Source organism: Nocardioides zeae, assembly GCF_030818655.1.
Classification (GTDB): Bacteria; Actinomycetota; Actinomycetes; order Propionibacteriales; family Nocardioidaceae; genus Nocardioides; species Nocardioides zeae_A.
Genome location: NZ_JAUTAN010000001.1, coordinates 1,976,489 through 2,001,778 on the forward strand (window position 1 = coordinate 1,976,489; position 25,290 = coordinate 2,001,778).

20 protein-coding genes, 1 tRNA gene and 2 pseudogenes are annotated in these 25,290 nt (G+C 75.2%); 4 read left to right on the forward strand and 19 right to left on the reverse strand.

Features of this window, described 5'->3' with window-relative positions; genetic code table 11:
- Position 1: 1 nt before the first annotated feature.
- From QE405_RS09375 to QE405_RS09415, 10 genes and pseudogenes are all read right to left on the reverse strand, one after another.
- Positions 2–907, reverse strand: a complete 906-nt coding sequence (locus QE405_RS09375) for a sulfotransferase family protein (RefSeq protein WP_307200026.1) — start codon at positions 905–907, stop codon at positions 2–4.
- The gene (locus QE405_RS09380) at positions 904–2,484 is read right to left on the reverse strand and encodes a lipopolysaccharide biosynthesis protein (RefSeq protein ID WP_307200028.1); all 1,581 of its coding nucleotides are present in this window, start codon (positions 2,482–2,484) and stop codon (positions 904–906) included. Before QE405_RS09380 ends, QE405_RS09375 begins: the two co-directional genes overlap by 4 nt.
- 4 nt (positions 2,485–2,488) lie before the next feature.
- Positions 2,489–3,472, reverse strand: coding sequence for a glycosyltransferase family 2 protein (locus QE405_RS09385; protein WP_307200030.1), 984 nt, complete (start codon positions 3,470–3,472; stop codon positions 2,489–2,491).
- Positions 3,465–4,820: a hypothetical protein gene (locus tag QE405_RS09390; RefSeq protein ID WP_307200033.1), complete on the reverse strand. Its 1,356-nt coding sequence runs from the start codon at positions 4,818–4,820 to the stop codon at positions 3,465–3,467. The genes QE405_RS09385 and QE405_RS09390 overlap by 8 nt, the downstream gene beginning before the upstream one ends.
- Complete coding sequence (locus QE405_RS09395; RefSeq protein ID WP_307200035.1) at positions 4,813–6,090, reverse strand: O-antigen ligase family protein; 1,278 nt, start codon at positions 6,088–6,090, stop codon at positions 4,813–4,815. Before QE405_RS09395 ends, QE405_RS09390 begins: the two co-directional genes overlap by 8 nt.
- Positions 6,087–6,671: an acyltransferase gene (locus QE405_RS09400; RefSeq protein WP_307200037.1), complete on the reverse strand. Its 585-nt coding sequence runs from the start codon at positions 6,669–6,671 to the stop codon at positions 6,087–6,089. The genes QE405_RS09395 and QE405_RS09400 overlap by 4 nt, the downstream gene beginning before the upstream one ends.
- Positions 6,668–7,234, reverse strand: a complete 567-nt coding sequence (locus QE405_RS09405; RefSeq protein ID WP_307200038.1) for a glycosyltransferase — start codon at positions 7,232–7,234, stop codon at positions 6,668–6,670. The genes QE405_RS09400 and QE405_RS09405 overlap by 4 nt, the downstream gene beginning before the upstream one ends.
- Positions 7,231–7,734, reverse strand: a complete 504-nt coding sequence (locus tag QE405_RS09410; protein ID WP_307200040.1) for a UDP-N-acetylglucosamine--LPS N-acetylglucosamine transferase — start codon at positions 7,732–7,734, stop codon at positions 7,231–7,233. Before QE405_RS09410 ends, QE405_RS09405 begins: the two co-directional genes overlap by 4 nt.
- Entirely contained in the window at positions 7,734–7,982 is a 249-nt protein-coding gene (locus tag QE405_RS20945) for a sugar transferase (protein WP_373459454.1), read from the reverse strand. Before QE405_RS20945 ends, QE405_RS09410 begins: the two co-directional genes overlap by 1 nt.
- 55 nt (positions 7,983–8,037) lie before the next feature.
- Positions 8,038–8,988, reverse strand: a pseudogene (locus tag QE405_RS09415) (sugar transferase); the annotation flags it as partial.
- Positions 8,989–9,315: 327 nt separating this feature from the next.
- Between QE405_RS09415 and QE405_RS09420 the strand changes: the two are divergent.
- Complete coding sequence (locus QE405_RS09420; RefSeq protein ID WP_307200044.1) at positions 9,316–10,074, forward strand: TetR/AcrR family transcriptional regulator; 759 nt, start codon at positions 9,316–9,318, stop codon at positions 10,072–10,074.
- Between the two features lie 30 nt (positions 10,075–10,104).
- Here the strand turns inward: QE405_RS09420 and QE405_RS09425 are convergent, their stop codons facing one another.
- From QE405_RS09425 to glmU, 8 genes and pseudogenes are all read right to left on the reverse strand, one after another.
- Positions 10,105–10,998: a hypothetical protein gene (locus QE405_RS09425; protein ID WP_307200046.1), complete on the reverse strand. Its 894-nt coding sequence runs from the start codon at positions 10,996–10,998 to the stop codon at positions 10,105–10,107.
- Positions 10,999–11,227: 229 nt separating this feature from the next.
- Positions 11,228–11,829, reverse strand: a pseudogene (pth, locus tag QE405_RS09430) (aminoacyl-tRNA hydrolase).
- 61 nt (positions 11,830–11,890) lie between these two features.
- Positions 11,891–12,553, reverse strand: coding sequence for a 50S ribosomal protein L25/general stress protein Ctc (locus QE405_RS09435; RefSeq protein ID WP_307200048.1), 663 nt, complete (start codon positions 12,551–12,553; stop codon positions 11,891–11,893).
- A 414-nt stretch (positions 12,554–12,967) separates the two neighbouring features.
- Positions 12,968–15,019 (reverse strand): serine/threonine-protein kinase, encoded by a 2,052-nt coding sequence (locus tag QE405_RS09440; protein ID WP_307200050.1) that lies wholly within the window; start codon positions 15,017–15,019, stop codon positions 12,968–12,970.
- Positions 15,016–16,305, reverse strand: a complete 1,290-nt coding sequence (locus QE405_RS09445) for an ABC transporter substrate-binding protein (protein WP_307200052.1) — start codon at positions 16,303–16,305, stop codon at positions 15,016–15,018. Before QE405_RS09445 ends, QE405_RS09440 begins: the two co-directional genes overlap by 4 nt.
- A 5-nt stretch (positions 16,306–16,310) precedes the next feature.
- Complete coding sequence (locus tag QE405_RS09450; protein ID WP_307200054.1) at positions 16,311–19,175, reverse strand: hypothetical protein; 2,865 nt, start codon at positions 19,173–19,175, stop codon at positions 16,311–16,313.
- A 215-nt stretch (positions 19,176–19,390) separates the two neighbouring features.
- Positions 19,391–20,374, reverse strand: a complete 984-nt coding sequence (locus tag QE405_RS09455) for a ribose-phosphate diphosphokinase (RefSeq protein WP_444939683.1) — start codon at positions 20,372–20,374, stop codon at positions 19,391–19,393.
- A gap of 124 nt (positions 20,375–20,498) precedes the next feature.
- A complete protein-coding gene (gene glmU, locus QE405_RS09460) occupies positions 20,499–22,007 on the reverse strand; it encodes a bifunctional UDP-N-acetylglucosamine diphosphorylase/glucosamine-1-phosphate N-acetyltransferase GlmU (RefSeq protein WP_307200056.1) in 1,509 nt (502 codons plus the stop codon).
- Positions 22,008–22,084: 77 nt separating this feature from the next.
- On the opposite strand from glmU, the gene QE405_RS09465 reads away from it, so the two are divergent.
- A tRNA-Gln gene (locus QE405_RS09465) sits at positions 22,085–22,159 on the forward strand.
- A 239-nt stretch (positions 22,160–22,398) separates the two neighbouring features.
- Here QE405_RS09465 and QE405_RS09470 read toward each other — a convergent pair.
- Complete coding sequence (locus QE405_RS09470; RefSeq protein WP_307200058.1) at positions 22,399–23,424, reverse strand: hypothetical protein; 1,026 nt, start codon at positions 23,422–23,424, stop codon at positions 22,399–22,401.
- Positions 23,425–23,468: 44 nt separating this feature from the next.
- On the opposite strand from QE405_RS09470, the gene QE405_RS09475 reads away from it, so the two are divergent.
- Both QE405_RS09475 and QE405_RS09480 read left to right on the forward strand, forming a co-directional pair.
- Positions 23,469–24,674 carry an ATP-dependent DNA ligase gene (locus QE405_RS09475; RefSeq protein WP_307200060.1) on the forward strand — a complete coding sequence of 402 codons (1,206 nt, stop codon included), beginning with the start codon at positions 23,469–23,471 and terminating at the stop codon, positions 24,672–24,674.
- Entirely contained in the window at positions 24,671–25,207 is a 537-nt protein-coding gene (locus QE405_RS09480; protein ID WP_307200062.1) for a hypothetical protein, read from the forward strand. Before QE405_RS09475 ends, QE405_RS09480 begins: the two co-directional genes overlap by 4 nt.
- Positions 25,208–25,290 lie beyond the last annotated feature (83 nt).

Here is a 25,290-nt window from a genome sequence, read left to right on the forward strand (position 1 = left end):
CTCACCACCAGATCTCCGTCCCCAGCTGTCGTGCCAGGTCCTTGTTGTGCGGCTCGTAGTGAGCCCTCAGCTCCTCGGCGACGTCGCCGTCGAGGTCGACCCCGGGCGCACGGTTGCGCCGGGTCGACGAGGGTCCGGCCGCCACCGGGTCCATCCCGGCGAAGTCGGTGACCCGGCGGAGCGTGCCCGTCGGGTCGGCGTAGAGGTCCTCGCTGCGCAGCACGAGCACGCGGTCCTCGCCGTATGCGGCCGTCCAGGCCGCGACGGGGCCGGCGTACTCGCCGCGGGCGCGGTACGCGTACCAGTCCCACGCCCGGGCGTAGTACGCCGGGCGCTCCCGCAGGCGGTCCAGCTCGCCCGCCGTGCGGCCCGCCTCGGCGGCGAGGGCCTCGGGGAAGCCCAGGCCCTCGACGCCGGCCTTGACGCGCTCGCGGTAGTGCGAGTGCGCCCGCGCGACGGGGTCGCGGAGCAGCACGACGACGCGGGCGTCGGGCAGCACGGCGCGCGCCCGGCCCGCGGCCCGCGGGTCGTGCAGGAGCAGCGGGTCGGCCTCCACGGTGAACGCGCCACCGGTGCGGGCCGCGTGCCGCCGGCGCGTCTGCTGCGTCGGGAAGTGTCCCCGGTACCAGCTCTCCGGCCGGCCCGCGTGCCGCGTGAACCAGTGCGGGCTCTTGATGTGCTGCGCCGCCGGCACGAGCGGGAGCACCTGGGGGTGCGCCAGGAGCGAGGACCACAGGAACGTGGTGCCGCTGCGCTTGGCGCCCACGACGAGGAGGTCCGGCCCGGGACGCAGGGGCGCGGTCGCCTGGCCGGCGAGGCGCACGAGGCCCGCCGCGCCGGCCTTCGCCGGCGCCGGCACCAGGTCCTTCGCTCGGCGGACGAGACGGGTGTCGTCGAGACTGCTCATCGGTTTCTCCGGTTCGGACGGGGTCGGTGGATCAGGGAACGGACGTCGGGGAGGTCGAGCGGGCGCCGCAGGAGCTGCAGCAGCACGCCGTAGACGACGAGCCCGCCCACCACGTGGAGCCCGAGCATCGCCACGGTCGGCGCGGCCAGGAGGTGCAGGGCCAGCCCCGGGAGCCCGAAGGCCACGAGGGCGGCCGCACCGGCGAGCGCGACCTGGCGGACCGGCAGGCCGAGCCCCAGGCGTCGCCCGCGGAGGAGGCAGAGCGCGGAGTCGAGGGCCAGGCAGCTGGCCCAGGCGACGGCGGCCCCCACCAGACCGAGCCACGGCACCAGGGCCAGGTTGAGCGTGACGTTGAGCGCCAGGGCGACCGCCGTGTTGCCGGCGGTGACGCCGCTGCGCCCGGCCATGAGCAGCGCCGCGTTCACGTTGCCCATCGCGACGTAGGCCAGCATCCCGAGCGCCATGACGGTCAGCGCCGGGGCAGCCTCCGCGAACTCCGGGCCCACGAGCCCGAGCACGAGCGGCGACCACGTCGCGAGGCCGAGGAACAACGGCCAGGACACGAGCACCAGCCACACCGCCGTCACGCGGTAGACCTCGTCGTAGCCCCGCCGGTCGCCCCGCGCCCAGGCCGCCGCCATGGCCGGGGCGCTCTGCAGGCGCAGGGCCTCCATCGCCATCGTGCCCGTGGTGACGAACCGGCTCGCGGCAGCCCAGGCGCCCGCCGCGGCCGGCCCGAGCAGCACGCCCACGATGATGACGTCGGCCCACACGATGGCGAGCTCGAGGCACGACGCGACGCCCCGCGGCAGGTTGAACCCCCAGAGCTCGCGCAGCTCCGCGCGCACCGGCACCTCGGGCTCCACCGGGCCCACCTCCCCCGCCGTACGGCGCGCCCGCGCCAGGCCGCGCACCAGGAGGGTGGTCGCGACGACGTCGAGGAGCACGAGGGGCAGCGCGTAGCTGAGCAGCAGCCACTCGACCGGGGCCTCGAGCAGCCACAGGAGCGCGACGCCCACGAGGCGGGTGACGGGCAGCGCCACCTGGTAGAGCCAGACGAAGGGCAGGACCGAGCCGAGCGCGCGGGTGCCGTTGAGCGAGGCCTGGCCGACGGCCGAGACGACGAGCGTCCCGACGAGCACCCAGAGGAACGCCGCCACCGCCGGTCGGTCGTCGGCGGGGAAGGTGGCCACGACGTGCTCGACCGAGACGCCGAGGGCCAGCGCCACCACGAGGCTCCACAGGAGCACCGGGGTGAGGGTCCAGCGCATCGCGGAGAACGCGCGGACGTGGTGGCCCACGGCGCGGTGGCCGGAGACCGACCGGACGATGCCGGTGTCGCTGCCGGCGAGGGCGACGCCGTTGAGGATCATGAAGACGGCGACGGCCTGGTAGTAGAGACCCGCGACGTGCGCACCGAAGAGCCGTCCGACCAGCACCGTGAGCGCGAACCCGCCCGCGGCGGCGAACACGGCACCCACCAGGGAGACCGCGCCGCTGCGCGCGAGGTCGCGCCGGCCGCCGGTCGCGACGGGCGCGACCGGCTCGGCACCGGAGAGGACGGACGGGGCGGACATCGGCTCAGATGCCCCGCCCGCGGGCGTGGAGGGCGTCCTGGATGCGGTCCGGCGTGACACCGGCCAGCACGAGGGCGGTCAGCGCGAGCCGCGGCTCGCGGCGGTTGTCGCTCCAGGCCCGGCGCATCCACGTGCGCGCCTCGGCGCGCTCGCCGGCCGCCGCGTGCGCGAACGCGATCTGCCCGCTGATCCGCGCGCGGCCCCGGGGGGACGCCGCGAACTCGGGGAACGCGCCGAGCAGGGTCGCGAGCGCCGCGGAGACCGTGCGCCACCGGCTGAAGAAGTGGGAGCCACCGTTCCAGTGGACGTCGGCGACGACGTCGTCGACGAGCCCGAGGGGGCCGCCGCGCGCGAGCCGCAGCAGCAGCTCGTAGTCCTCGGCGTAGCCGCCGGGGATGTCCTCGTTCCAGCCGCCGACGACCCGGAGCGGCCGCGTGCGGTAGAGCAGGGCCGACGGGTGCAGCTCCATGACGCGGGAGTCGAGCAGGTCCTGGAGGTGCACGCGGTGCCGGGGCGCCCGACGCACCGTGTGGACGTCGCCGCGGACGATGCGCACGCTGCCGCCGACGGCGAGCACCGCCGGGTCGGCCTCGAGCGCGCGCACCTGGCAGTCGAGGCGTCCCGGCAGCCACGCGTCGTCGTCGTCGCAGGTCGCGAGCAGGTCGTGCTCGGCGAGCGCGAGCGCCGTGTTCCGCGCGCCCGCGACCCCCGGCCGCCGGTCGTTGACGACGACCCGCAGGGACTGCCGCGACGGGTCGAGCGGAGCGGGCAGGCCCAGGTCGGCCGGCGCCCGGGCGTCGTCGATGACGACGACGACGTCGATCCGTCCCCGGTAGGTCTGCGCCCAGATCGCGTCGAGGGCCCGCCGCAGCGTCACCGTGCGGCCCCGCGTCGCGATAGCGACGGACACCGGCGGCAGGGAGCGCTCGGGGCGCGCCCGATCCGCGACGGCGGTGCTGACCTGGCTGGTCGTGGTGGCCTCAGGCATCGGTCGCCACCCGCACCAGGCCGAGCACCTCGACGTCGACGGCCGCGAGGTGCAGGCGCGCCACGCGGAGGGCGTCGTTGGACCAGCTCGTCGAGCCGACGAGCACGACGACCGCGTCGCAGGCCTCGAAGTCCACCCGCCAGGTGGGTCGACCGAGGTCGACGGTCTCGACCTGCAGCCGGTTCTCGGCGCCCACGACGCGCAGGCCGCGCCGCACGATCTCGGCCGCGTCCTCCGGGAGGTCCGGCGTCACGTAGACACCGAGGCGGAACTCCTCCCCCGGGTCCTCGGCCTCGCGCTCGAGCAGCCACGGCGCGATGGCCACGCCGACGGCGACGACGTCGCTGCCGTCGCTCCGGGTGTCGCGCACCTCGGCCAGCACGGGCAGACCCGTGTCGTCGAGCGGCTCGCCGCCGTTGCCGCCCCGCTCGCGGAAGAAGGTCGCGAGACCGCCGGTCGGGCGCCGCGTGGTCGCCGCCTCGCCGCGCTCCTCGCGGGGGCGGTCGTGGCGGTTGCGCGCCGCGTCGGTCGCCGGCTTGCTGGCGCGCGGCGTGGTCGGCAGCGGCGGGGCCGCCGCGGCGACGGCGGCGGCCGGGGCCGCCGCGGGGGTGGGACGGCGCGGGTTGCGGACCTGGGCGAGGTACGCCGAGGCGATGCCGACCAGGAGACCGCCGGCACCGCCGGCGACCACGTGGGCGGCGGTGGGCAGCGACGACTGCTCCGCCGTGCCCGCGGCCTCGCTCGCCACGCTGCCCGGGTCGATCACCGTCTCCTCGAGCCGCATGCGCTCGAGGACGAGCTGCTGGCCGCGGTTGCCCTCGGGGTCCGTCTCGTCCTGCAGGCCGGCGAGACGCGTGTCGTGGGCGCGCCAGCGCTCGACGGCCTGCGCCTCGGCCTGCTCCAGGTAGACCTCGGCCGCCGTCTCCGCCCGCGACTCGGCGCGGGCGGCCGTGTCGTCGGTCCAGGTGAAGACGAGGTAGTTGCTGCTCTCCTCGACCGTCACCGACAGCCGGTCCGCGACGTCGTCGAGGTCGGTGCCGTCGCCGATGCGCTCGGCGACCGCGCGGCGGACCGGGTCGGTGCGGGTCAGCGCGACCTGGTCGTCCGCCCAGAGCGTGTCGGAGGTGAAGTCCCCCACCGCGACGAGGCCGCCGCCGACGCGGACCGTGGCCTGGGCGTGGTAGGCCGGCGCGGACGTCGCAGCCACGGCGACGCCGAGGAGGAGGCCGACGGCGAGGCCGACGACCACGTGGATCCAGCGCCTGCGGACGGCGCCGGCCAGGCTCGGCGGACGACGCAGCTCGGAGCCGGGTCGCGTCTCCGAGGCGAGCTCGGTGTCGTCATGCATGGGTGATCACCTTTCTGGTGTGCGAGTGGTCGAGAGCACGACGCCGGTGCACGCCGGCGACGGCGAGAGCGAGGAGGGTGACGGCCAGCGGGACGGGCAGCACCTCGTAGAACGCGATCTGCACGAGGAGCGCGACGCCGGTGGCGTGGAGCCAGACGTCGGGGTCGCGGCCGGAGAGCGGTCGGGCGTGCCACCAGACGAGCAGCACGGCACCGATGAAGAGCACGACACCGGCGATGCCCTGCGAGACCAGGATGGTCCAGAGCTGGCCGTGGGTCCCGATGGAGACGTCGTTGCTGTCCGCCAGGCCCGCCGAGGACTGCGGCGCGCCCCAGCCGAAGAGGGGCGAGCGGAGGGCGAGCGACCACGACGCCTCGTAAAGGGTCGCGCGGGTGCTCGTGTTGCCGTACTCGAACCGCGCCGCGATGACCCGGCGAACGGGCTCGATGGCCAGCACCGAGCCGACGATGCCGACGACGCCGACCACGACCGCGGCCAGGGCCCGGAAGTCCCCGGCCGCCGCGCGGCGCGCCACCACGTAGGCCACCGCCACACCGATCGTGATCCAGCACCCGCGGTTGAGCGAGACGAGGATCGGCGGGACTGACGCGAGCACGAGACCGCCCAGCAGGAGCCGCTCACCGCGGCCGCGGGCCGTGACGAGGGCGTGGACGGCGACCGGGAACCCGATGCCGACGGCCGCGCCCCAGTCGTTGGTGTAGGCGAACAGGGGGCTCGGTCGGGGCGAGCCGTAGAGACCGTCGTACTCCGAGAACTCCGGGTGGGTCAGCGCCGTCACGAACGGGTCGGAGAACCCGACGACGCGCAGCAGCGCCTCGAGCGGGCTCGTGAACTCGAGGTTGTTGACGAGGATCCCGGGATAGGCGAGCAGCACCGCTGCGCCCCAGAGGGCCACCACCCACCGCACCACCGTGCGGCCGGGCAGGCCGCGGTGCACCACGTTCCACACCGCGACGGCGATGACGACCACGGCCGTGTAGAGCACGAGCCGGAACCCGTACGCCGCGAGGTAGCGCGGTCCCGAGAGCATCACCGCCGAGATGCCGACCCAGCCGAGGAAGAGCAGCAGTGCCAGGTACCCGGGCGGCAGCACGAGGACGCGACGGTTGAGCAGCAGCCACATCCCGACGGGCACCGCGACCAGCGCCCACGCCGGCACCTGCACCCCCAGCGCCCACCACAACGGGTAGAGCAGGAAGAGCGCGGCGACCGGGCGCAGGGCGCGGCGGAGCTCGGCGGTCTCGTTCACGGGCGGGCCGTCCCCCCGGTCGTCACGGCGTGCACCGCCGTGGAGGGGGAGCCGTCCACCCGGCGGGCCGGGACGCCCGCGTAGGTGCCACCGGAGGCGAGGCGCCCCCGCACGACCGCGCCGGCGGCGACGACCGCGCCGCGCTCGACGACGGCACCGGGCAGCACGGTGACGCGCGCGCCCAGCCAGACCTCGTCCTCGATCCGGGTCGTCAGGTAGTCGGCGACCTTGGCCGCCCGGCCGCCCTCGTCCCGCCCGTGGGTGGCGGTCAGCACCATGACGCCGGGACCCAGGTGGCAGTCCTCCCCGATCTCCACGCGGCCGCGCGCGACGTCGAGGTAGCAGTCGTGGTTGACGAAGGTGCGCCGCCCGATGCGGAGGCCCCGGCCCGTGATGCGCACACCGCTGAACACGTTGGCGGTCTGGACGTCGAGGCCGGCCGCCCGGTAGACGGCCCACCGCAGCGGCCGCGGCACCAGCGCGGACCCCGCCAGCAGGTCGAGCAGCACGTGACGCAGCGCGATGGCCAGGTCGAGACGGAGCGCGCCCAGCGCGCGCCCGACGAGCCCCGGGCGCGTCACCGGGTCACCCGCGACAGCAGGGCACGCCGGACCGAGCGCACGCGTCGGACACGCCGACCCACGACGGGGTCGATCTGGCGCGCGAACCGCTCGGCGGACTCACCGGCGGCCCTCTCGATCCCGACCGCGTCCGCCTGGGGGCCGCTGTCGCGGAGCGCTGCCGCGACGCCGTCGGCCAGCGTGGAGAAGTCGGTGGCGAGCCGCACGACACCGGCGTCCTCGACGACGGCGGCGAAGCGCTCCTGGTGCCCGTCGACGTGCTCGCCACGGGACGGGTCGCGCGGCACGCAGACGGGCACGTGCCCGGCCCGTCGCGCGTCCATGATCGTGCCCGGACCGCCGTGGCACACCACGACCGCGGCGCGGTCGAGCAGGTCCGTCAGCTCGGCCTGGCCGACGAACTCGACACCGCGCGCGACCTCCGGCCGTGCGCTGTGGCCGTGCTGCACCACGACCTCCACCCGCGGCCCCAGGGTCGCGGCCAGGCGGTCGAGCCAGCCGACGAGCCGGTCGAACGGGTGGTGGTCGGTGCCCACCATCGCGACGACGAGCGGCGCGCTCACAGCAGCGGTCCCACGACGACGGCGTCCGGGTAGACGTCGAGCTGCGTGTCCCACTGCACGACCCGACGGGTCGTGAACGGGCCCACGAGCCGGCCCGTCATCGTCGGCGAGTCCACTCGGTCGTAGACCTCGACGAACACCGTCGGGACGCGGAGCAGCCAGGCCAGCACGAAGAAGGGCACGGCCACACCCGCGCCGGCGCTGACGACCACGGCGGGCCGCTCACGCCGCAGCACGCGCCACGCGAGCACGAGGTTGCGGAGGAGGTTGGGGACGTTGCGCGTGGTCGGCGAGTAGGACGTGACGACCCGCTCGTCGGCGAGACGGTCGCGCACGTCCGGCGTGTCGGGGCAGACCCACACGCGGTCGCGGATCGTCCACCACGGACGGAGGGCCAGGAGCTGCGCCAGGTGGCCGCCCTGGGTGCTGACCAGCAGGGCCTTCCCCCGCGGTCCGTCCCCGGGACGCGCTCGCGCGGCCTCGGCGAGGAGTTCGGACATCAGTACGCTCCCTTCCCGCGCAGCACCGCGGAGACGGTGCGCGCACAGATGACGAGGTCACCCGCGATGGTGTGGTTGTCGGTGTAGGTCAGGTCGAGGTCGACGCTGGTCGCCCACGAGAGGTCGGAACGGCCGCTCACCTGCCACAGCCCGGTGAGGCCCGGCTTCACCCGCAGGCGCCGGCGCTCCGTCGCGTCGTACGCCGCGACCTCCTCCGGCAGCGCGGGGCGCGGGCCGACGAGGGACATCTGCCCCCGCACGACGTTCCAGAGCTGGGGGAGCTCGTCCAGCCAGCGACGTACGGCGCAGGACGCGCCCCAGGCGGGTGACACGGGGGTCGGCTCGGATCTTGAAGAGCACGGCGTCGGAGTCGTTGAGGTGCACGACGTCCGCCCGCACGACCTCGGCGTCGACGGTCATGGTGCGGAGCTTCAGCATGACGAAGGGCACGCCGTCCCGCCCCACGCGGAGCTGGCGGAAGAACGCCGGGCCGGGGCTGTCCGCGCGGACCGCGACGGCGAGGACGAGCAGGACCGGGGCCACGAGCACCAGCGCGAGCGCGGCGACGACACGGTCGAGGACGCCCTTGGCGACCGCGCGCGCCCGCGACGCCTGGGGCGGCGCCACGGACACGATCCCGCGCCCCGCCAGCCGACCGACGCCCATGCGGTGGGGCGCCACCGGCGGCGCCGGGAAGCCGAGCGGGACACCCGTCGGCTGCAGCTCCCACGTCAGCCGGCGCAGGCCGTCCGTGCCCAGGCCGAGGCCCGGGTCGACCAGCACGATGTCGGCGTGCTTCTCGGCGACCTCGTGCGCCAGCGGGGCGTCGGTGAAGCGCGCGGCGCTGCCCACGACCCGGCCCGTGCGGCGCTCGACCGGGAGCCGACCCACGACGCGCACGTCGTGCTCGGTGGTGGTGACCGTGTCCAGGTCGTCCGGGTCCACGAGCACGACGGCCCGGGGCCGACCGCGGAGGACACCCGCGACGGCACGCGCCAGCACGACCGCCGCCACGAGCACGACGAGGGGGGCCACGGGCTCGCCCAGCTGCGCACCGGGCACGGCCAGGTCGACCAGCACCAGCACGCCCAGCGCGACCAGCCCGGACGTCGCGACGCCCGCCAGGTCGGTGCTCGACAGCGCGGGGTGGGGACGGGTCACACCGACGATGCCGCGCGCGACGGCCCACGCGGCTCCCAGCACGAGCACCTCGTCCGCACCACCCCCGGCCGCGAGGACCCCGACGAGCACCATCGCGACCGACGCCACCTCCGCGCATCGCGGGAGGGCGACCCGCCGCCGCAGCGCCACGGCTGCGGCGGGGGACGTGCCGACGCGCGTCCCGGTCGGGCCCGGCCTCGGGCGCGACGAGGCGACGTCGGCCGACGGTGCGAGTGCGCGAGGCACGGCGGCTCCTTCCTCGGGATGTCGATCCACTGGACTAGACCGGTCCAGCGAACACCGTTCTCCCAAACGAACAGGAGGCGCAAACGTGATGCGTGTTTCTTTTACCTTTCTCGTCGGGCACCGACCGGCTCGGCACCCCGCGCGGAGCCGGCCCGGCCCCGTAGGGTGAGGGGGATGGACACCAGCACCGACCACTCGCCCGGAGAGGTGGCGACCGGATCCTCGGCCGCGCCCGACGGCGCTGCTGGGCTGTCGCGCCGGGACCGCCTCCGGATGGCCACGATCGAGGAGATCAAGGCGGCGGCCCGTGACCTGCTGCTCCCCCCGCCGGGCGGTGCCGACCTGTCGCTGCGGGCCGTGGCACGCGAGATCGGCATGACGCCCTCGGCCATCTACCGCTACTTCGAGTCACGTCAGGACCTGATCGACGCGCTCGCCCGCGACGCGCTGGAGTCGGCCGGCGCCGCGCTCCGGGTCGCTGACGAGGCCGACTCGCGCGCGAGCGCGTTCGCGCGGGCCGTCACGCTGGCCTCGGCCTACCGACGCTGGTGCCTCGACCACCGGGCCGAGTTCGCGCTGGTGTTCCGCGACGGCCAGCAGACGGACGCCCTCCGCGTCGACACGATCGCCTTCTACAGCGTGCCGCTGCAGGTCCTGTCCGAGGAGCTCCGGGCCGACCGCATCCGGATCCCCGAGCACACCGACGCGCTGCCGACGGCGCGGCCCGACGTGCTCGAGCTCGCCGCCAACCTGGCCCCCGAGGGCATCGAGCCCGCGACGATGATCTACCTCGTCTCGGTGTGGGCCGCCGTCCACGGCTTCGTCTGCCTCGAGCTGTTCGGACACGTGCCGGCCATCCTCGAGGACCCCGAGGACGCGTTCGAGCACCACGTGCGCCTCGTGCTGCGGTCGGTGCTCGCCTTCGACTGCTGACGGGCCGGTCGGGGAGCCTGACCGTTCCGGTCAGTGGTGGCGCGGCGCGCGGGGGAAGCCCAGGGCGACCTGCACGGCCGCGGAGAGGGCGGCCTGCGCCTGGCGGAGGTCGGGCGAGGTCTCGTCGCCGACCAGGGTGAGCAGCCACTGACGCGCGTCGAGGTCGTAGCCGCCCGCCGCGACCAGCGTCTCGAGGTCGCCCCAGGACTCCAGGATCTGTGCGACCTCGGAGTCCTCACCACGCCACGCGACGACCGAACCGCCCTCGAGGGCCGTGGAGGTCAGGGACGAGCGCCAGGTGATCTCCGGCGAGGCACCGGTGCGGCGCAGCCAGCCCCGGGCGCCCGCCACGCTCTCGCGCCGGCGGACGCTGCTCGTCACGGTCTCCATGGCCCAGTCACCCGTCCGGCGACCGAGGCACCAGGCCGCCGCGTCGAGCCGCGAGGCGAAGCGGTTGCCGACCATGGCCAGACGGTCCACGAGCGGCGCGACGACCATGTCGTCGAGGTCGTGGAGGCTGCGCTCGAGGGCGTCGACGACATCGGCCTGGGGCAACGGCGCCGGCGCGGGTCGGACCTCGTCCCGGGATGCACGCTCGAGGGCCTCCAGGATGCCGACGGCGAGCCGCCGCTCGAGGGTCGTGAAGTCACGCCCGACCCGACGCAGCACCAGGTCGACGGGCCGCCCCGCCGGGTCGACGTGCCGCACCACGAGCAGGTCGCCGGCCTCGGCCTCGGGTGGGGCACCTCCGGGACGGACCTGCACGGGCGGTGCGTCGGGGGGGCTCCCGGCGGGGGGCGCGGGGTCCGGCGACGACCGCGTCAGCACCACGACGTGGTCGACCTCGAGCGCTCCGCGCAGCGTGCGCTCGACGAGGCCCGCCCACTCCGTGACGCGACGTGGCGTCGTCCTGCTCTGTCTCACGGTGGTGCTCTCCTGCCGTTCTCGCGCCTCCGGCGGTTGTTCCGCCGACCGTCGGCTCCGTCCGGGCTGTCGCACCGCGCCCGTGGTGGGAGCGCAGGGCTCAGCTGAACGCCGAGAACCGAGCCAGCCGCCACCGATCGGGGGACGGCCACCTGATGAACGAGAGTTCCGCTACCGCGTCACCATCTCGAAAGAAAGTGCGGCGCAGATCACTCGCTCGCGATGATACTCAACGGTTGAAGCGTTGCTGGGCCTGCTCGAGGCCCTCCGTCACCAGGCACTCCACCGCGTCCGCGGCGTCACCGACCTGGAACGGCAGCTCCTTCTGCTCCGTGCGCGAGTAGTCCGCGAGCACGAAGTCGGCCACCTCCTGGCGGCCCGGAGGGCGACCGATCCCGGCACGTACCCGGTGGAAGTCACCCGTGCCGAGCGACGACCGCATCGACTTCAGGCCGTTGTGCCCGTTGTCGCCGCCACCCAGCTTGAGGCGCAGGGTGCCGAAGGCGATGTCGAGCTCGTCGTGCACGCGGCGACGACGCGCTCCGGCGCGATCTTGTAGAACGTGGTGAGCGCCTTGACCGGGCCGCCGACCTCGTTCATGTAGGACCGCGGTTTCGCGAGGACGACCCGGGGGCCGGGGCTCCCCGGGGCACCGACGCGTCCCTCGACGACGTCGGCGCGCCCCGTCTTGTGGGCGCGGAACCGGCTCCCCCACCGCTGGGCGAGCTCGTCGACGACGAGGTAGCCCACGTTGTGCCGGTTGCCGGCATACGAAGGGCCGGGATTGCCCAGCCCGACGACCAGCCACACCTCGGTGGACGTGTCGGACATGCGGCAACCCCGGCCTCTCGTGTCGTGCTGGTGCCGGCCCGTGGTGACGGGCCGGCGGGGATCACTCCTCGTCGGTGGACGCGTCGGCGTCGGCGTCGCCCTCGGCGTCGGCCTCCGGCTCGTCGCGCTCGATGCCGACCTCGGCCTCGGCCTCGGCCAGCTCGGCCTCGACCTCCTCGGCGGTCGCCGCAGCCGTCACGTTGACGACGAGCACGTCGGCCTCGGTGACGAGCGTCGAGCCGGACGGGAGCTGGAGGTCGGCGGCGGTGATCTGCGTGCCCGCCTCGGCACCCTCGACGGAGACCTCGATGGCCTCGGGGATGTGGGTGGCCTCGGCCTCGAGCTGGACGGTGGCGTTCTCCGTGACGACGAGCGTCTCCGGAGCGGCCTCGCCGACCACGGTGACGGGGACGTCGACGGTGACCTTCTCGCCGCGCTTGACGGCCACGAAGTCGACGTGCTCGATGACGCGACGCAGCGGGTCCACCTGGATGTGCTTGGTGAGCGCCAGCTGCACGGTGCCGTCGACGTCGAGCTCGAGCAGCGCGTTGGCGCCGCCGTGCTTGAGGGCGAGCATCGTCTGGTGGCCCGGGAGGGTCACGTGGATGGGGTCGATCCCGTTGCCGTAGACCACGGCCGGGATCTTGTTCTCGCGACGGATGCGGCGCGCGGCGCCCTTGCCGAACTCGCTGCGGACCTCGGCGGCGATCTTCTCGCTGGACATGGGGTGACTCCTCGTCGGACTTCGTCTGCGGCACCGCGAGGTGCCAGGTCGGTCGCGCCACGGCAGCACAGCGCGGCGAACCAGAGGTCCGGCCGGCCCTGTCGATCACGGAACCCGGAGGTTCCCTCGCCGAGGCAACCGCAGGAGTGTAGCGACGTCGCGGCGGGCGGGGCAAAACGCGGACCGGGCCGAGACCCGGTGGGAGAAAACGCGGACCCGGAGCCGCGACACGCCGAACCCGGGAGCCGATCGTTCCGCGTTCTCCTCGCCCGGTGCGCCCGGCCCGCCCGGTGCGCCCGGCCCGCCCGGTGCGCCCGGCCCGCCCGGTGCGCCCGGCCCGCCCGGTGCGCCCGGTGCGCCCGGCCCGCGCGCTCGTCCCCCCGGTGCCGCACGGACGGTCCCGCGCCGTACCCCTCAGCGGCTCACGGTCACGACGGCCGGAGCGCTCTCGAGCGCACCGAGGACGGCCGACACCTCGCACCGGGCGGAGGGCTGCTCGGCGAGCAGGCCCCCCGAGGCCTGGGGCGCGAGCGCCGCACAGGCGCGGAGGGTCGGGGGTCCGCCGCCGAGCTGGCGCGCGGCGTCCGTCAGGGCGGCCGTGCCGGTGGCGCCGCTGTCGTAGACCGGCTCCGCGCCCCCCGCGAACACGACGTCGACGAGCACGTCGACCGACTCCCCCTGCGTGACCGCCCCGCGGTCCACCCGCAGCTCGATCCCACGGGTCTGCTGCAGCGGGAACGCCAGCCGGTTGTTGGACGCGTCGGCCAGCGCGGCGTCCAGGTCCGACCGGGCCTCCTCCTCCCACCGCTGCAGGGCGTCGGCCTCCGTCCCGAGGTCGAGCTCCAGCTCCGCCGCCACCGTGGTCTGCGACCCGCTGAGCGGCACCTGCACCCGCCAGGCACACGCCTGCTGCACGCCGGCGTCGGTCGGCGCGAGGTCGGCCTCCACGCCGGGGTCCCAGCTCACCCCCGAGCGCGGGCAGCCGCCGGACGCCGCGGCCGGCAGGAAGGTCAGCAGGGTCACCGCGTCGCGCGACTCCCCCGGACGCGTCGGCAGGGTCACCGTGAGCTCGACGTCGACCGTGCGGTTCTGGGGGTCGTACGCCGCGGCGCGGCTCGTGGTGAGACCGCTGGGGTACGACGCGGGTGGCGACTGCTCCCGCTGCACGGGCAGCGCGGCCCGTGCCTCGGTCCCGGCGCCCGGGTCGGGCTCGCCGCCGCTCCGCACGATCTGGAGGACGAGGCCCGCGACGACGACGAGCGAGACGGCCACGACCAGCACGAGGGCCCAGGTCGGCACCCGGGACCCGGCGGCGTGGGCCCGACGACCGGCCGACCGCTCCGCCGGGGGCAGGCCGGCGGTCGGGGGCAGGCCGACGGTCGGCGGCGCCGCCGCGGCGCCGGGAGGGGCCGACACGGCCGCCGCAGCCGCTGCGGGCACCGGACCGGGCAGCACCGGCCGCAGCTCGGTGCCTCCGGTGGGGACACCGGCCGGCGTCTCCACGGCATCCTCGCCCGTGGCCCCCCGGCCGTCGTCCACGACGGCCGGGCCGACGTGGTGCCGCACCACGGTGCGCTGCGCGGTGTTCCACGACACCGGCTCGGACTGGGCGGGCAGGGCCGGGGCGTCGAGCGCGTCGTCGGGCAGGTCGCGCAGCGCCTGGGCGGTGGCGGCGGCCGACAGCCTCGTGGCGGGGTCCTTCGCCAGGGTGATGGCGAGGACCGTCCACAGCAACGGGTGCACCGGGAGCGCGGGCGGCTCGACCGTGACGTGGCGGTTACCGATCGTGTGGACGGTGCCCTTGCCGGCGAACGGCGTGCGGCCCGCGAGCAGCTCGTAGAGCAGCACGCCCGCGGCGTACACGTCGGAGGCGGGGCTGAACCGGCCGTACTGGAACAGCTCCGGCGGCATGTAGCCCGGGGTGCCGATGAGCCCGGTGGCCTGCACGGTCGACTCCTGCGCGAGGCGGGCGATGCCGAAGTCGGAGAGCCGCACGCCGCTCCCGTCGCCCGGCACGCCGCCCTCGAGCAGCACGTTGTCGGGCTTGATGTCGCGGTGCAGGAAGTTGGCCGCGTGGGCGGCCGCGAGGGCGTCCAGCACGGCGCAGGTGACCAGCACGGCCTCCCGCGCCGGCAGCGTGCCGACCTCGCGGAGGTGGCGCCGCAGGTCGCGTCCCTCGACGAGGTCCATGACGATCGCGAGGTCGGTGCCCTCGACGACGAGGTCGCGCACCTGCACGATCCGCGGGTGCCTCAGGTTGAGCAGGATCGAGCGCTCCTGGATGAAGCGACCGACGATGTCCGCGTCGTACACGTAGGTCTCGCGCAGCAGCTTCGCCGCGACGTGCTGGCCCGTCGTGCGGTCGACGGCGCGCCAGACCTCGCCCATGGCTCCCGCGCCGAGCCGCTCGCGCAGCTCGTAGCGGCTGCCCAGAGCCCGCGGGCTCCCCTCCTCCACCGACCTCACGCCCCCGTGGGGACGGCGAGCCAGTACAGGTGCTGCGTCTCGGGGGCCCCGGTGGTGACGACGCTGCGGACGCCCGGGTCCTGGGTCGTCGACGTCAGGGCCACCACGGCGTCGTCGGGCAGGGCCTGCTGCGTGGCGAAGGACAGGGCGGGCCCGGCCAGGCCGTCACCCGGGTCGAGCCACAGCGCGGGCAGTGCCCCCGCGACGTCCGCGGGGGCGCCGCTGCCGGCGGCCTCGACGGCGCGCACGAGGGCGACGACCGCGTCATGGCTCGCGAGGTCGGCGTCGGCCCCGTTGACGTCGAACGGACGGCCGAGCACGTCGACCGCGTCGGTGTCGGCGGTCAGGGACCGCAGCGCGGCGAAGTACGCCGCCGCGCTCTCCCCCGCCGCACCCTCGGCCAGCGTCGTGGCGTCGCCGGCGTCGGGACCCACCGTGAGGAACGGGGCGGACAGCACGCCGCCGCTGTCGGCGAGCACGTCCGCGAAGACCGGGCTGAGCGCGTCGGGGGTGAGCACGACGGGCACGTCGGCCACCGTCTGGATGCCCTGGACGAACCGCGCCTGGTCGGCCGCGGCGCCCGCCAGCACGACGCTGTCGATCGCCCGCTCGTCCACGGCGTCGGCGACCGCCGTGACGGCGGCCCCGACGCCGTCGGCCCCGAAGGTGGCGGCGCGCGCCCCTTCCACCTGGGGTTCCTCCGCGTCACCGATGGTGAGCACGAGGGGACGGGAGGCCGCGACCGCCGCGAGCGCCTCGCCCATCCCCGCGTCGACGGCGCTCGTCGACGGCGCCGTGCTCCAGGTGGTCGCGGGCAGGCCGCTCCCGCCGAGGTACGGCGCGACGACCGGCACGCCGGCCTCGGCGGCCCGCTCGAGCGCGGCGGTCGTGTGGCTGCCGGACGTGCCCAGCACGATCCCGCTGACGCCGGCGTCGACGAGCTCCTCGACGACGGCCACCGCCCCCTCGGCGGTGCCGCGGTCGTCACGGCCGAGCACCTCGACGTCGACCCCGCCGTCCGCCAGGCGACGCTGGGCGACCATCGCGCCCTGCGCGAGCGGCAGCACGTCGGTGCCCTCGGCGCCGGAGCCGACCGAGCTCACCACGACGCCGATGCGCACCGGCCCGTCGACCTCGGCCGCGAGCGCGACCTGGGCCGGCGGCACCGGCTCCACCTCGACCGCGTCGTCCTCGCCCTCGTCGTCGCTGCAGGCCGCCAGCGGCAGCACGAGGAGCGTCGCGGCCAGCGCGGCCACGGCACGCCGGTGCCGGGACCCGTGCGCCACGGACCTCACTGCGGCACCACGTGGAGGGTGTAGACGGTGAGCACGCTGCCGTCGGCGTCGACGCCGGCGGTGTTGAGCTCCTCCTGGCGGTCGACGCCCAGCTCGAACTGCCGCTGCTGCCGGGCGACGTCACGGAGGTCGAGGCGTCGCACCGCCGCGAACCCGGTCGTGCTGCCCAGCTCCTCGAAGACGGTGCGCTGCGACTGGCCCGCCGACGAGGCGTTGGACGAGAGCGCGCCGAGGATGCCGCGCCCGGAGGCGGCCGAGCCGAACTGCCGCAGCGCCTCGTCGAGCGAGGAGACGAGCGCCGTGCTGGTGCCGCCGAGGTCGGTCCCGGTGGCACCCATGTCGGCCACCAGCGCATCGCCCGCGGCGCCGAGCCGACCCTGCAGCAGCTCCGCCGCACCGGTCAGGCGCCGGTCGGCCCGACCCTCGAGGTCGCCGGCGACCCGCGACCCCCAGGCCTCCACGGCCCCGCCGTCGGTCTCCAGGCCCGCGGCGTACTCCGCGATGAACTCCTGCAGCAGGCCGTCGACCGACTCCTGGGCGTCCGCCAGGTCGAGGAGGTTGCCGTCGAGGTCCCCACCGACCGTGGTGAGCGCGTCGTCGGCGGCATCGAAGTAGTCCCCGACGTCCTGCGTCAGCGCCAGGTTCTGGCAGTCGAGCGCGGCCCACGCGGCGGCGAGCAGGTCGAGCGCGGTCGTGCCCGCGGACGTGCCGGGCTCGGGGAGCGTCGCGCAGTCCGTCGTCGGTGCCGTGGCGCCGATGCCGCCACCGGCCGTGCGCGCCGCGTCGATCTCGGTCTGGAGCGCGGTCACCGCGGCGACGACGTCGTCGCTGCCGTCCGTGCCCGCGGCGAGGGCCTCGTCGACCGCGTCGAGCGCGTCCCCGAGCAGGCCGACCTGCTCGTTGATGCCCGCGAGGGCGCCGGGCACGTCGCCCTCGACGAGGCCGCGCACCTCGGTCCACGCGGCCGTCAGCTCCTCGAGCTGCGTCTCGAGCACCGACGTCCCGTCCGGCGTCGCCGGGCAGAGGTCGAGGCCGCTGACACCGCCGAGCACCTCGTCGAGGAGGCCCCCGACGCCGCTGCCGGGCGTCCAGGTGCCGTCCCACAGCGGCGCGCAGACGACGCCGAGGAGGTCGTCGATGCCCGAGCCGAGCGACGCGAGCGGGCTCGGCACGGTCCCCGTGCCGTCGAGCTGCTCGGCGGCGACCTGCTGGAGGGTCGTGATGCTGCCGGCCAGCGCGCCGCCGTCGGCGACGAGCGCCTGGAGGTCGACGAGCTCGCCGCGCAGCGTGGCCAGGGCGGTGGTCAGCTGCGTGCGCAGCTCCTCCACCTCGGTCGACACCCCGGCCGTGCTGAGGGCGGTGAGCAGCCCGTTGAGCGAGGAGACGGCGGTCTGGACGTCGCCGAGCTCGGTCGCCACGTCACCGAACCCGGCGGGGCGCACCTGGCCGGCGAGGTCGGCGGCGAGGGTCGCGAGCTCGGCCGCGGTGCCCTCGAGGGCCTGGCCGGTGGCGGCGAGCTGGCAGGTGACGGAGCGGGGCGTGCCGGCCGCCACCTGCGCCGGGGTCGGGCAGGCCGTCGCCGGGGACTCGGCCTCCGCCCGGGTGCCGACGAGGGCGGTGAGCGCCTCGGTGGTGAGTGCCGCGCACTCGCCCGACGCGTCGGCGTACGCCGCGAGCAGGCCCCCGACGGAGGCGAAGAGGTCGCGGAGCGTGGCGTCGCCGCCGGCGGCCAGCGACGCGTCGACGGCGCAGCTCCCGCCCACCGGACGCACCGAGATGAGCTCGCGCGGCGCGACGTCCGACGGTCCGACGAGCGCCCCCAGGTCGCCGAGGGCAGTGTCGAGGTCGGTCGCGCCGGAGCGGCCCGCGGCCTCCAGGGTGCGGTCGATCTCGGCGCTCTTCGCGCCGAGGTCGGCGACGATGGTCGCGATCTGGGCCGGGATGTCGCCGCGGGAGCCCTGCAGCTGCCCGACGGCATCGGCGCCGACGCCGCTCGCGGTGCTCTCCAGGTCGGCACGGATGTCGGTGAGCACGGTGCTGGCACCGGTCAGCACCTGGTTCACGGCGTCGATCGTCGTGATGGTGTCCTGCTGGAGACGCCGGGCGCTGCCGGCACGGTCCACGAACGCCGCCTGCACGAGGCCGTCGATCGACGGGTCGCTGACGAGGCCGGGCTGCACGCTGAGGTCGAACGTCGGCGGCGCGAAGTCCTCGGCCTCGAGCACGAGGCGGAACGTCGCGGTCGTCGCGAGGCGCGGCGGGGCGAGCATGGCCGCCCACTGCACCACGGGGGCGCCGTCCGCGTCGCGTCCCAGCACGCCGTTGGTCACGTCGTCACCGTCGGCGGCCGCGGTGACGACCCGGGTGGCCTCGTCGAGGGCCACGCCCCCCACGACGGTGAGCGGGCTGCCGACGAGCGCGAACTCGTCGTACTGGCGGCCCTCGGAGGAGTAGGCGACCTGCGCCGGGCGCACGGTCGTGTTCTGCACGGTGACGTCGATGGTGACGCGCCCGTCGTGCCCGGCGAGGTCCGCCAGGTCGGTGCCGGAGCGGCCGTCGGCCCGGTAGGCGGTGAGCACGCGCACCGGGAGGTCGGCGTCGGCGGGGTCGACCGACTCCTCGGTGGTCGTCACCTCGCCGTCGCTCTCGGTGACGAGCCGGTTCGCCACCCCGGCCACGCCGCCGTCGCCGGTGAGCGTGACGTCGATGGTGCGGAGGCTGCGCGGCTCGTCGGCCAGGGCCGTCTGAGGCGCCGACACCAGGCCCGCGGCCACCAGGGCGACCGACCCCAGGAGGGCGACACGCCGCACGGCGGGGGTGACGAGGCGACCGCGCGACGGTGCGCGATGCGTGGGTGCCATGCGGCGACCTCCGAGAGGCTCCGCCCCGGGCGGCGCTCCCCCCGGGGCCGTGGACGTGACGGTGTCCCCGGCAGCCTAGGTCGGCTGCGGGGCGACGGGGGTACCTTCGCCCAAGTTCGACAGTGGTCCAAACCACTCGGACCCCGGTCTAGACCAGGAGTCCTCCTGGTCCGGGCCGGGGTCCGGGGCGGGTGGTGCCGGTGGGGCCGTCGCGCTCAGGCGTGGCCGTCGAACATCGACGTCACGGAGCCGTCCTCGAAGACCGCCTGGATCGCCTGTGCGAGCAGCGGCGCGATGGACAGCACGGTGAGCTTGTCGAAGCTCTTCTCCTCGGCGAGCGGCAGCGTGTTGGTGAGGATGACCTCGACCGCGGGGCTGTTCTTGAGGCGCTCGACCGCGGGGTCGGACAGGATGCCGTGGGTCGCCGCGATGATGACGGCCTTGGCGCCCTGCTCCATGAGGGCCTCGGCGGCCTTCACGATCGTGCCGCCGGTGTCGATCATGTCGTCGACGAGCACGCAGGTGCGGCCCTCGACCTCGCCGACGACGCGGTTCGCGACGCTCTCGTTGGGGCGGTCCGTGCGGCGCGTCTTGTGGATGAACGCGAGCGGGACCCCGCCCAGGCGGGCCGACCAGCGCTCGGCCACCTTGATGCGACCCGCGTCGGGCGACACGACGGCGAGCTCGGACTCCGCGCCGTACTTGTCGCGGACGTAGTCCGCCAGGATCGGCAGCGCCATGAGGTGGTCGACGGGGCCGTCGAAGTAGCCCTGGATCTGGTCGGCGTGCAGGTCGACCGAGATGAGCCGGTCGGCGCCGGCCGTCTTGAAGAGGTCCGCCACGAGGCGGGCCGAGATGGGCTCGCGGCCCCGGTGCTTCTTGTCCTGGCGGCTGTAGCCGTAGAACGGCATGACCACCGTGATCCGCTTGGCCGAGGCGCGCTTGAGCGCGTCGACCATGATCAGGTGCTCCATGATCCACTCGTTGATGGGCGCCGTGTGGCTCTGCAGCACGAACGCGTCGCAGCCGCGCACCGACTCCTCGTAGCGCACGTACTTCTCCGAGTTGGCGAAGTCGTACATCGACGAGGGCACCAGCCCCGTGCCGACGAGCTCGGCGACCTCCTCGGCCAGCCGGGGGTGCGCCCGCCCGCTGAAGACCATGAGGTTCTTCTCGCCTACCAGCTTCATTCCGCTCACGCCGGATGCGCTCCTACCGCTCGATGCCGTCACGGCCGGCTTCCCTGCGTCGGCCTCGGGGATTCTCGCGCACCCCACCGGTGACGCCAACTCAGGGTCGGCCCGTGCTCACACCGTGGTCACCTCAGGAGAGCGGGGGCTGCCCGTCCGCGGGCTCGTTCCCGACGTCGTGGCCGGTGTCCGCGGCGCCGGGGTACGCCGCCTCGTCCGACGCGCCCCGGGCTGCGGCCGCCGCCTCGGCCTGCGCCGTACCGGGGCGGCGGCGCGCCACCCACCCCTCGATGTCGCGCTGGGGTCCGGCGGAGACGGCCAGGGCGCCCGCGGGGACGTCCGAGCGGACCACGGTGCCCGCGCCGGTGCTGGCCCCGTCGCCGATCGTGACGGGCGCCACGAAGGTGTTGTTCGACCCGGTGCGCGCGTGCTTGCCGACGACGGTGCGGTGCTTGGCGACCCCGTCGTAGTTCGCGACGATCGTGCCGGCGCCGATGTTGGTGCCGTCGCCGATCTCGGCGTCCCCGACGTAGGACAGGTGGGGCACCTTGGCACCGTCGCCGATGACGGCGTTCTTGGTCTCGACGAAGGCGCCGATCTTGCCGGCCGCCCCGAGGCGGGTGCCGGGCCGCAGGTAGGAGTACGGACCCACCGTCGCGCCGTCCCCGACGACGGCCAGCTGGCCGTGGGTGCGCACGACGCGGGCGCCGGCGCCGACCTCGCAGTCCTCGAGCGTCGTGTCGGGGCCGATGACGGCGTCCTCCGCGACGACGGTGGCGCCCAGCAGCTGGGTGCCCGGGAGGATCGTCACGTCGGGCGCGAGCACCACGTCGCTGTCGATCCAGGTGGTGTCCGGGTCCATGATCGTGACGCCGACCTCGGTCATCCAGTGGTCGAGGATGCGGCGGTTGAGGAGCCGGCCGAGCTCCGCCAGCTGGGCCCGGTCGTTCGCGCCGCGCGTCTGCGTCTCGTCGTCGATGCAGTAGGCCCCCACGGTGAGGCCGGTGTCGCGGGCGATCCCGACGGCGTCGGTCAGGTAGTACTCGCCCTTCGCGTTGTCGTTGCGGATCGCCGCCAGGGCCTCGCCGAGGAACGCGCCGTCGAAGGCCAGGATCCCGGAGTTGATCTCCCGGATCTCGCGCTGGACGTGGTCGGCCTCCTTCTGCTCGACGATGGCGACCACGTCGCCCTCCTCGTCGCGCACGATGCGGCCGTAGCCCGTCGGGTCGTCGATCTCGGCCGACAGGATGCTGACGGCCCGCTCGGCCGCCTCGTGGTCCGCGACGAACGCCGCCAGGCTCTCGCCGCGCAGCAGCGGGGTGTCCCCCGTGAGCACGACGACCGTGCCGTCGACGCTGCCCCCGAGCGCCTCCACCGCGATCCGCGCCGCGTGCCCCGTGCCGTCCTGCGACTCCTGGACGGCCAGCACCGCGTCGGGCTCGAGCTCGCGCACGTGGGCGCCCACGGCCTCGCGCTGGTGGCCGACCACGGCGACCACCCGGGCGGGCGCGACGGCCCGCGTGGCGGCCAGCACGTGGCCCACCATCGTGCGCCCCCCGACCCGGTGGAGCACCTTCATCGTCTTGGACCGCATGCGGGTACCGCCACCGGCGGCGAGGACGATGACGGTCACCTGGCTCATGGGGGGACACCCTAGACGGCCCGGACGACGCGAGGGTCACCTAAGGTGGTGCCTCGCCCCGCCCTGCGCGCGGGCGTTCCCCGGTTGCTCTGCTGGCACGGGCGGGCGGACTTTGAATCCGTCTTTCGTTGGTTCGATTCCAACCCGGGGAGCCCCTCGTCGTCGCGCGTTCCGGCGCGCCTGGCCCGGGCCGGGGGGCGGCCCTCCGCCGGGAAAGAAAACGCGGACCGGGTCCTTCGCCGGGAAAAGAACGCGCGGACTCGGGATGCGACACGCCCGGCCCTCGGGCCCGTCCGGTCCGCGTTTTCCTTCTCCGGGCCACGGGCCCCGCGCACTTTCCTTCTCGGCGTCCGCGTTTTCTTCCTCCGGGCAGCGGCCTGGCCCCGAGCGCTCAGCCGAGGATCTCGGCGACCTCGTCCGAGGCGAAGAACGGCGCGAGCCGCGCCCGCACGATCCGCTCGAGCTCCCCGCTCTCGCGGGCGACGGCCAGCAACCGCGGGCCGGCGGTGGTGACGACGGCGGCGATCTCGTCGCGGCCCACGCCCAGGTCGTCGAGCACCTCGGCGAGCGTGTGGGGTCCGTACGTCGCCACGAGGCTCCGCACCACCCCGTCCGTCAGCTCCCGCGCGGGCTCGGAGGCGAGCACGCCGATGACGAGGTCCTGGACGGTGCCGGCGACGCGGCGTACCTCCTCGACGTCACCGGTCGGCCGCGGCAGCGGACGGTCGGCGTAGGTCTCGAGGACGCCCACGAGCGCGTCGCGCGTGCCGGGGTCGCGCAGGGTGGCGAGCAGGACGGCGTTGAGCCGCCGCATCGCGATGACGGCGCCCTTGCCGGCGGTGCCGCCGACCAGCTGCTCGACCTGGCGGTCCGCCGCGCCCATCACCTTGCCGGCCGCGCTGGCGCCGAAGGAGACGAGCGAGCCGACGCCGGGGATCTTCTCGGCGACGGCCCGGTTGGCCTGCACGACCTCGGCCACGACCCGCGTCAGGAACGTCGCGGCCAGCCCCGCCGCCTCGGGGCTGCGGGTCAGGTCGTCGAGGAGGGCCTCGAGCTCGTCGGTGCGCGCGAGGAGGGCGTCGAGGACCGCCACCAGCTGCTCGCGGTCCGCGAGGTCGTCGAGGGTCACGGGACCCGAGGGCCCCTCGTGCACGGCGTCGGCGACGGCCTCGACGACCGTGCTGACGAAGGCACTGCCGGGGACGGTGGAGGTCAGCGCGTGGACCGCGGCCGCCAGCTCCTCGGGCTCGACGACCTGCTCGACCCGCACGACGGCGGCGACGGCGAGCACGTCGTCGACGTAGGCGGGCAGGCGCTGCGCCGCGTCGGCGCCGGTGAGCTCGTCGAGCACCCATGCGACCTGGGCGTCGAGGAGCCGGTCCGCGGGGGTGGGGGCCTGCTTGTCGGTGGCGACCATCCGCGCAGCATAGGGCGGTCGGGCGACGGGGATAGGGTCGTCCCGTGGACCTTCCGGTGATGCCGCCCGTGCGGCCGATGCTGGCCAAGTCGGTCGCCGGCGTCCCCGACCCCGCGCGGCACCCCGGCGGCCTGTCCTTCGAGCCCAAGTGGGACGGCTTCCGCTGCCTCGTCTTCAAGGACGGCGACGAGGTCGAGCTGACGTCGCGGAACACGAAGCCCCTGACGCGCTACTTCCCCGACGTGGTCGCCGCCGCCCGCGCGCAGCTGCCGGAGCGGTGCGTCCTCGACGGGGAGCTGTACGTCGCGACGCCCGCCGGCGCCGGCGGCACCGGTCTCCCCCGGCTCGAGTTCGAGGTGCTCCAGGAGCGCATCCACCCGGCCGACTCGCGCGTGCGGATGCTCGCCGAGACGACGCCCGCCGGCTTCGTCGCGTTCGACCTGCTCGCCCTCGGCGACGAGTCGTACGTCGAGCGGCCGTTCGCGGAGCGCCGCGCCGCGCTCGAGGAGGCCCTGGCGCACCTCGTCGGCCGCGCCGACGTCACCACCGACCAGCCCGGCGCCGGTCTCACCGGCTGCCACCTCGTCCGCACGACCACGGACCCCGACGAGGCCCGCGCCTGGTTCGAGCAGTTCGAGGGAGCCGGGCTGGACGGCGTCATCGCCAAGCCGCTCGACGCGCCGTACACCGAGAACGGCCGCACCATGTTCAAGATCAAGCACGCGCGCACCGCCGACGTCGTCGTCGCGGGGTACCGCGAGCACAAGACCTCGACCCCGGAGCAGCCCCTGCTCGGGTCGCTGCTCCTGGGGCTGTACGACGCGGACGGCTCCCTGCAGCACATCGGCGTCTCCGCCTCGTTCACCGCCGCCCGCCGGGCCGAGCTCATCGAGGAGCTCGCCCCGCTCGTCTGCCCGCTCGGCGAGCACCCCTGGGGTGGCTGGGAGGAGTGGGCGGTGGCCAACCCGGACCGGGTGCCGGGCACCCAGTCGCGCTGGAGCGCCGGCAAGGACCTCTCCTTCGTGCCGCTGCGGCCCGAGCGCGTGCTCGAGGTCGGCTACGACCACATGGAGGGGCGCCGGTTCCGCCACACCGCGCAGTTCAAGCGGTGGCGTCCCGACCGCGAGCCCACGTCGTGCGGCTACGAGCAGCTCGACGAGCCCGTGGGCTACGACCTGACGACCGTGCTGACCCCCCGGACCGACCCCCGGACCGACCCTGCAACCGACGCACCCCAGGAGACGCCATGACCTACCACGTCGTGCTGCTCGTCGAGCAGCCGCTGACCGAGCTCGACGCCCGCCAGGTCACCTCGCTCCACGTGGAGCTCGGCGAGGAGGTGGTCTACGACGTGCTGCTGCCCGTCGACGACGCCGCCGAGCGCATGGCGACAGCCGTCGGCACGCTCGGGTCGGGCGACCTGGTCGGGTCCCCCAGCTACGCCCTGGCGAGCATCGACTTCGAGGACCTCCACGAGCAGAGCGAGGAGGAGGCCCACGAGGGTCTCGCGCAGACGCTCGCCCAGCTGCGGGCCACCGGCGCGAAGGCCCAGGGGGCCGTGGTCGCCGACGACCCGATCGGCGCCCTGCTCTCGACGGTGTCGACCGTCGACGCCAGCGAGGTCATCGTGCTCACCAGCTCGCACGCGGTCGCGGAGTTCTTCGGCGTCGACTGGACGTCGCGGGCGCGGCGCCACCTCGACGTACCCGTGCTGCACCTGCTCGAGCACGAGACGTTCGCCGAGCAGGCCGACGGCGCCGGCGAGGGCGTCACCGGGCTCTGACCCCCTCCGGGACGTCATGCGCCCCGGCGGCCGAGGCCACCGCTCCGCATGACGTCCCGAGGGGATGTGGGTGGAGGGGGCCG